The organism is Streptomyces sp. ISL-11, assembly GCF_018614525.1.
Lineage (GTDB): Bacteria > Actinomycetota > Actinomycetes > Streptomycetales > Streptomycetaceae > Streptomyces.
In genome coordinates this window covers 1-7,112 of sequence record NZ_JAGGOL010000198.1, presented here as the reverse complement: position 1 = coordinate 7,112, position 7,112 = coordinate 1, and the positions used below count along the sequence as shown (strand labels likewise).

General features: G+C 73.1%; 7 protein-coding genes. 5 read left to right on the top strand and 2 right to left on the bottom strand.

Going from position 1 to position 7,112, the window contains the following annotated elements; genetic code table 11:
* On the bottom strand, nt 1-1,871 hold a 1,871-nt coding region (locus J7E86_RS29475; RefSeq protein ID WP_251019865.1), incomplete at its 3' end, for an acetyl/propionyl/methylcrotonyl-CoA carboxylase subunit alpha.
* A gap of 14 nt (nt 1,872-1,885) precedes the next feature.
* Complete coding sequence (locus tag J7E86_RS29470) at nt 1,886-3,517, bottom strand: carboxyl transferase domain-containing protein (protein WP_215085871.1); 1,632 nt, start codon at nt 3,515-3,517, stop codon at nt 1,886-1,888.
* Between the two features lie 88 nt (nt 3,518-3,605).
* On the opposite strand from J7E86_RS29470, the gene J7E86_RS29465 reads away from it, so the two are divergent.
* The 5 genes from J7E86_RS29465 to J7E86_RS29445 form a co-directional block, all read left to right on the top strand.
* The gene (locus tag J7E86_RS29465) at nt 3,606-4,226 is read left to right on the top strand and encodes a TetR/AcrR family transcriptional regulator (protein ID WP_308312774.1); all 621 of its coding nucleotides are present in this window, start codon (nt 3,606-3,608) and stop codon (nt 4,224-4,226) included.
* A gap of 110 nt (nt 4,227-4,336) precedes the next feature.
* Nucleotides 4,337-5,494, top strand: a complete 1,158-nt coding sequence (locus J7E86_RS29460) for an acyl-CoA dehydrogenase family protein (RefSeq protein WP_215085870.1) — start codon at nt 4,337-4,339, stop codon at nt 5,492-5,494.
* 10 nt (nt 5,495-5,504) lie between these two features.
* Nucleotides 5,505-6,386, top strand: a complete 882-nt coding sequence (gene tesB / locus J7E86_RS29455) for an acyl-CoA thioesterase II (RefSeq protein WP_215085869.1) — start codon at nt 5,505-5,507, stop codon at nt 6,384-6,386.
* Between the two features lie 41 nt (nt 6,387-6,427).
* Complete coding sequence (locus J7E86_RS29450) at nt 6,428-6,667, top strand: hypothetical protein (RefSeq protein ID WP_215085868.1); 240 nt, start codon at nt 6,428-6,430, stop codon at nt 6,665-6,667.
* Between the two features lie 282 nt (nt 6,668-6,949).
* Nucleotides 6,950-7,112 (top strand): transposase domain-containing protein (locus J7E86_RS29445; RefSeq protein ID WP_215085872.1); only part of this gene is annotated, 163 nt, incomplete at its 3' end.

The window sequence follows — 7,112 nt, the reverse complement described above, 5'->3', positions numbered from 1 at the left end:
GCGCTGCCGGGGGTGGCGTCGGCCGGCTGCGTCGTCGCGGTTCCGGCGAGCTGCGCCGCCGGGGCGGTGGCGGGTTCGGGGGCCGGGCTTCCGGGCGCGCGCCGTGCGCTGTCGGAAGCGGCGTCTGCCGGCTGCGTCGCCGGGCCCTTGGGCAGGTGCTGCGCGCTGCCGGAGGCTGCTTCGGCCGGCTGCGCCGCCGACCCTCCGAGCGCCCGCTGTGCGCTGCCGGGGCTGACATCGGCCCGCCGCGTCGCCGCGCCCCCGTCGGAGACCTCCGTGCCCTCCAGGGCGATCTCCTTCGCCGTCCCCGTGTCCCGGACGCGGAGCGTCACCGGATCGCGGCCCGGCACCCGCAAGGGATACGTCGTCCACGCCGGCTCGCCGCCCAGGCGCCAGCCCGTCGGGAGGGAGAAGGGGTCCAGCCAGCCCGCGGGGTCCGGCGTCGGACGCGGCTGTCGCAGCAGTCCCGCCGCCACGTACACCTCGTCCGGCACGGACGCCCGTACGAGCGTGGCCGCGTCCCGGTCGACCAGGCCCGTGTCCAGCGCGCCCGACACCACCGACGGGTGCGCCAGCAGCCGCCTCAGGAAGCCGACGTTCGTGTCGAGGCCCAGGACCACCGTGTCGGCCAGGGCCGTCCGCAGGCGGCGCAGGGCCGTGGCGCGGTCCGGGCCGTACGCGATGACCTTGGCGAGCATCGGGTCGTAGGACGTGCCCACCTCCGTGCCCTCGGCCAGCCCGGAGTCCACCCGGACGCCGTCGCCCGCCGGTTCGCGCAGGGCGCGGACCAGGCCCGCCGACGGCAGGAAGTCCACGCGGTCGCCGGTCGCCCGCGCGGTCTCGGCGCAGACGCGCGCCTCGATGGCGTGCCCGGTGAGGGTCACGTCCTCCTGCGCGAGCCCCAGCCGCTCGCCCGCGGCGACCCTGACCTGCCACTCCACCAGGTCCAGGCCCGTGACGAGCTCCGTCACCGGGTGCTCGACCTGGAGGCGGGTGTTCATCTCCATGAAGAAGTACGAGGACGGGTCGTTGCCCGGCACGATGAACTCCACCGTGCCCGCGCCCGTGTAGCCGCAGGAGCGGGCCGCCTGGACCGCCGCCTCGCCCATGGCCGCGCGCGTGGCCTCGTCGAGGAGGACGCTCGGCGCCTCCTCGATGATCTTCTGGTGGCGGCGTTGCAGCGAGCACTCGCGTTCGCCCAGGTGGATGACGTTGCCGTGGCCGTCCGCCAGGACCTGGATCTCGATGTGGCGGGGCCGGTCGATCCAGCGCTCGACGAGCAGGGTGTCGTCACCGAAGGAGCCGCGGGCCTCGCGCCGGGCGGCCGCGATCTCCTCGCCCAGCAGGGCCTCGTCGCGGACGAGCCGCATGCCCTTGCCACCGCCGCCCGCGGAGGGCTTGAGCAGCACGGGCATGCCGATCTCCCGCGCGGCGGCGGTCAGTTCGGCGTCCGTCAGGCCGCTGCCCGACGAGCCGGGGACCACCGGCACGCCGGCCGCCCGTACGGTCTCCTTGGCGCGGATCTTGTCGCCCATCAGCTCTATCGCCTCGGCGGGCGGGCCGAGGAAGACGAGGCCGGCGTCCGCGCAGGCGCGGGCGAAGGCGGCGTTCTCGGCGAGGAAGCCGTAGCCGGGGTGGACGGCCTGCGCGCCGGTGCGCGCGGCGGCGTCCAGCAGGCGCTCCACGGACAGATAGCTCTCGGCGGCCGCCGCCGGGCCGATCCGCACGGCGGTGTCGGCCTCGCGCACATGGCGGGCGTCCGCGTCGGCGTCGCTGAACACGGCGACCGAGCGGATGCCGAGCCGGCGGAGCGTACGGATCACACGGACGGCGATCTCGCCGCGGTTGGCGACCAGGACGGTGTCGAACATCGCGGGCATCCCCCTCACATCCGGAAGACGCCGTAGCCGGGCGCCGCGGGGTCTTTTTCGGGCAGCGGCGCGTTCGCGCACGCGGTCAGGGCGAGTCCGAGCACGGTGCGGGTCTCCAGCGGGTCGATGATCCCGTCGTCCCACAGCCGGGCGGTGGCGTAATAGGCGCTGCCCTGGGTCTCGTACTGCTCGCGGACCGGGGCGCGGAAGGCGTCCTCCTCCTCGGTGCTCCAGTGCTCGCCGCGTGCCTCGATCTGGTCGCGCTTGACCGTCGCGAGGACGGAGGCCGCCTGCTCGCCACCCATGACCGAGATCTTCGCGTTGGGCCACATCCACAGGAAGCGGGGCGAATAGGCGCGCCCGCACATGGAGTAGTTGCCCGCGCCGTACGAGCCGCCGATGACGACCGTGAGCTTGGGGACACGGGCGCAGGCCACCGCCGTGACCATCTTCGCGCCGTGCTTGGCGATGCCGCCGGCCTCGTACTGCCGCCCGACCATGAAGCCGGAGATGTTCTGGAGGAAGACCAGGGGGATGCCGCGCTGGTCGCACAGCTCGATGAAGTGCGCGCCCTTCTGGGCGGACTCGGAGAAGAGGATGCCGTTGTTGGCGACGATGCCCACCGGGTGGCCCTGGATGCGGGCGAACCCGGTCACCAGCGTCTGCCCGAACTCGGCCTTGAACTCGGCGAACCGGGATCCGTCGACGACCCGGGCGATGACCTCGCGCACGTCGTACGGGGTCCGCGAGTCGGCCGGCACCGCGCCGTAGAGGCCCGCCGGGTCGGCCTCGGGCTCCTCCGCCGGCTCCACGGACCAGGGCAGGGGGCCGCGCCCGGGGAGCGTGGAGACGATGGTCCGCACGATCCGCAGGGCGTGCGCGTCGTCCTCGGCGAGGTGGTCGGTGACGCCGGAGACCTTGGAGTGGACCTCGCCGCCGCCCAGCTCCTCCGCCGTGACGACCTCGCCCGTGGCGGCCTTCACCAGCGGCGGGCCGCCCAGGAAGATCGTGCCCTGGTTCCGGACGATCACGGCCTCGTCGCTCATCGCCGGGACGTACGCGCCGCCCGCCGTGCAGGAGCCGAGCACCGCGGCGATCTGCGGGATGCCCGCGCCGGACATCCGGGCCTGGTTGTAGAAGATCCGGCCGAAGTGCTCGCGGTCGGGGAAGACCTCGTCCTGCATCGGCAGGAACGCGCCGCCGGAGTCCACCAGATACAGGCACGGGAGCCTGTTCTCCAGGGCGACCTCCTGCGCGCGCAGGTGCTTCTTGACGGTCATCGGGTAGTACGTGCCGCCCTTGACGGTGGCGTCATTGGCGACGATCACCACCTCGCGGCCCGCGACCCGCCCGATCCCGGAGATCACGCCGGCGGCCGGCGCGGCCCCGCCGTACATCCCCTCGGCAGCCAGCGGCGCCAGCTCCAGGAACGGCGAGCCGGGGTCCAGAAGGGCGTCCACCCGCTCGCGCGGCAGCAGCTTGCCGCGGGAGGTGTGTCGCGCCCGCGCCTTCTCACCGCCGCCCAGCCGCGCCGCGGCCAGCTTGGCCCGCAGCTCCGCGGACAGCTCGCGATGCGCGGCCTCGTTGGTCCGCCAGGCGTCGGAGGCGGGATCGGCGGCGCTCCCCAGCACCGGTGCCTGCTGCATCAGGTCGAGCTCCCTTGCTCGGTTAATGAGCGTTAACACATTGCGTTCAGGTTAACGACCACTAACGCCGCTGTCTAGAATCGATTTCGTGAACGACGCAGCCCCCCGCATCCCGGCGGCCCCCGCCCCCACCCGCCGCGAGCAGATCCTCCAGGAGGCCGCCCGGCTCTTCGCCGAGCGCGGCTTCCACGGCGTCGGGGTCGACGAGATAGGGGCGGCCGTCGGCATCAGCGGCCCCGGGCTCTACCGCCACTTCGCCGGCAAGGACGCGATGCTCGCGGAGCTGCTCGTGGGCATCAGCGAGCGCCTCCTCGCCGGCGGCCGCGAGCGCGCCACCGGGGCCGGCGCGGCGGGCGGCGGCCCGGCCGCCGTCCTCGACTCGCTCATCGACGGGCACATCGACTTCGCCCTCGACGACCGCGACCTGATCACCCTGCACGACCGCGAGCTGGGCCAGCTGCGCGACAGCGACCGCAAACGGGTGCGCTCGTTCCAGCGGCAGTACGTGGAGCTGTGGGTCGAGGTCGTGCGCGCCCTGCACCCCGGCGCCGGCGAGGCCGACGCCCGCGCGGCCGTCCACGCCGTCTTCGGGCTGCTCAACTCCACCCCCCACCTCGGCCGCCCCGGCGCCCTCCCCGGGCGCGCGGCCACCGCGGCCCTGCTGCGCCGGCTCGCGCACGGCGCGCTCGCCGCCCTCTCCGCGGCCTGACCGGCGGCTTTCGTCCGGCCCTGGACAGTTCTGGTGACCGCCGGGTAACTTGCGCCCTGAGCGAGCGCTTAGGCATGCCGGTACGAGCATGCGCGGACGAGGGGGCTGACATGCGTCGGACCGTGTACAACGAGGACCACGAGGCGTTCCGGGAGACGATCCGCGACTTCATCGCCGCGGAGGTCGTCCCCGTCTACGACGAGTGGCGGGACGCCGGCTGCGCGCCGCGCGAGTTCTACAAGAAGCTCGGCGAGCTGGGCGTCTTCGGCATCGAGGTGCCCGAGGAGTTCGGCGGCGCCGGCGAGAGCAGCTTCAAGTTCCACGCCGTCATCACCGAGGAGTGCGCCCGCGCCGGCGTCAGCTTCGGCGGCAGCAGCGTGCACACCGCCCTGTGCCTGCCCTACCTCCTCGAGTACGCCAACGAGGAGCAGAAGCGCCGCTGGCTGCCCTCCTTCGTCTCCGGCGACATGATGACCGCCATCGCCATGACCGAGCCGGGCACCGGCTCCGACCTGGCCGGCATGAAGACCACCGCCAAGCTCTCCGAGGACGGCACGCACTACGTCCTCAACGGCGCCAAGACCTTCATCACCGGCGGCGTCCTCGCCGACCGCGTCCTGGTCTGCGCCCGCACCGCGCCGCCCAGCCCCGAGGACCGCCGCTCCGGCATCTCCATCCTCGTCGTGGACACCGCCTCCGAGGGTTACGCCGTCGGCCGCAAGCTGGAGAAGCTCGGCCTGCACTCCTCCGACACCGCCGAACTCTCCTTCACCGACGTCAAGGTGCCGGTGGAGGACCTGCTCGGCGAGGAGGGCAAGGCGTTCGGCTACCTCGGCCACAACCTCCCGCAGGAGCGGCTGGCCATCGCCGTCGGCGCGTACGCCCAGTCCGCCGCCGCCGTGGAGTTCGCCAAGGCGTACACCCGGGACCGCACCGTCTTCGGGCAGTCCGTCGCGGCCTTCCAGAACACCAAGTTCGTGCTGGCCGACTGCAAGTCCGAGGTCGACGCGATGGAGGCGGTCGTCGACCGCGCCCTGGACGCGCACGACGCGGGCGAGCTGTCCGCCGCCGACGCCGCGTCCGCCAAGCTCTTCACCACCGAGCGCGCCGCGGTCGTCATCGACAAGTGCCTCCAGCTGCACGGCGGTTACGGCTACATGATGGAGTACCCCATCGCCCGGCTCTACGCGGACACCCGCGTCAGCCGCATCTACGGCGGTACGAGCGAGGTCATGCGCTCCATCATCGCCAAATCGATGGGCCTGTAGACGGCGTGTGATGAACGAGGCACTCCAGGACCTGCTCGATCTCCTCGACCTCGAACGGATCGAGCAGGACATCTTCCGCGGCACCAGCCGCCCCTCGCTGGTGCCGCGCGTCTTCGGCGGCCAGGTCGCGGCCCAGGCCCTGGTCGCCGCCGGCCGCACGGTCCCCGACGACCGCCACCCGCACTCCCTGCACGCCTACTTCCTGCGGCCGGGCGACCCCGGCGCGCCGATCGTCTACACCGTCGACCGGATCCGCGACGGGCGCTCCTTCACCACGCGCCGCGTCGTCGCCGTCCAGCACGGGCAGCCGGTCTTCCACCTCTCCGCGTCCTTCCAGACGTACGAGGAGGGGCTGGAGCACCAGGAGCCGATGCCGCACGCGCCGAACCCGCTCGACCTGCCCACCGCGGCCGAGATGCTGCCCGCGCACGCCCACCGCTTCGCCGATCCGGCGGTCGTGGAACGGCTGCTGGACGCGCGGGCGGCGGTCGACCTGCGGTACGTCGACGACCCGCCGTTCGCCAGCGTCGGCGAACCGCGCGAGGCCAAGTCGCAGGTGTGGTTCCGGACCAACGGCAAACTGGCCGACGACCCGCTGCTGCACGTCTGCCTGGTCACCTACGTCTCCGACATGACCCTCCTGGACTCCGTGCTGCTCGCCCACGGGCGCGGCGGCTGGACGGTCGGCGACGTCGTCGGCGCGAGCCTGGACCACGCGATGTGGTTCCACCGCCCGTTCCGTGCCGACGAGTGGCTGCTCTACGACCAGGAGAGCCCCACCGCGCAGGGCGGCCGGGGTCTCGCCAAGGGCCGGATCTTCACGGAGAACGGCCAGTTGGCGGTCTCCGTCATCCAGGAAGGGGTCGTGCGGGTGCCGCGTTCGCGCACCTGATCGATACCATCGGTGCGTCGATGCCGCGGGAGGGGAAACGCATGACACGCGCGAGCGCGCCGATAGGAACGGCCTTCAGGGTGCTGCTGATGGCCGGGGGCGGCCTGGTCATCCTGCTCGGCATCGCCGTGCTCTTCTTCGGCCACGCCCGTATCGTCGACATGGCCGTCGGGCCCCGGCTGGCGGTCGGCCTCGTCCTCCGCGGCACCGAGGCCGCCCTGGTGTGGGGCGGCGTCTGGTGCTGTGTGCGCGGCTGGAACGGCGGCCGGGAGCCGGCTTAGGCGGTGGCCGGCGGATCTTCGGCTGCGGGCCGGCTGTGCCGCCTGCGGCGGCGGGCGCCCTGCGGGCGCGTCCTCAAGCGCCGGACGGGCTTGATTGTGGTTGGGGTCAGCCGCTTTCAGCCCGTTGGGGGCACCCCCAGCGGTAGCTGGGGGAGATTGAGGACACCGCCGCGCAGCGGTGGTGCGCACGACACGGCCCGCAGTGCCCGTTCACATGATCCGCCGGACACGGCCTAGCCCCAATGCCGGTGACTTAGGCGGTTGTGCTTCGTTGTCGTCGGTGTGGCGAGGGTGGGGCAGGTCAGGGCGCCTGCGGGTGAGCGGTTGTCGGACCGGATCGCGATCGGGGTGCTGACGCAGGCGTTTCCGCCGGAACTGATCGATGAGGTGGTCACGGAGACCGGGCGGGGCGAGCAGCGCAGCCGTCTGCTGCCGGCCCGGGTGG

Bases quoted from the DNA above. Each gene is read 5' to 3' on its own strand.
- J7E86_RS29470 (WP_215085871.1), bottom strand. From the start codon at position 3,517: ATGCAGCAGGCACCGGTGCTGGGGAGCGCCGCCGATCCCGCCTCCGAC.
- J7E86_RS29460 (WP_215085870.1), top strand. From the start codon at position 4,337: ATGCGTCGGACCGTGTACAACGAGGACCACGAGGCGTTCCGGGAGACG.
- tesB (WP_215085869.1), top strand. From the start codon at position 5,505: ATGAACGAGGCACTCCAGGACCTGCTCGATCTCCTCGACCTCGAACGG.
- J7E86_RS29450 (WP_215085868.1), top strand. From the start codon at position 6,428: ATGACACGCGCGAGCGCGCCGATAGGAACGGCCTTCAGGGTGCTGCTG.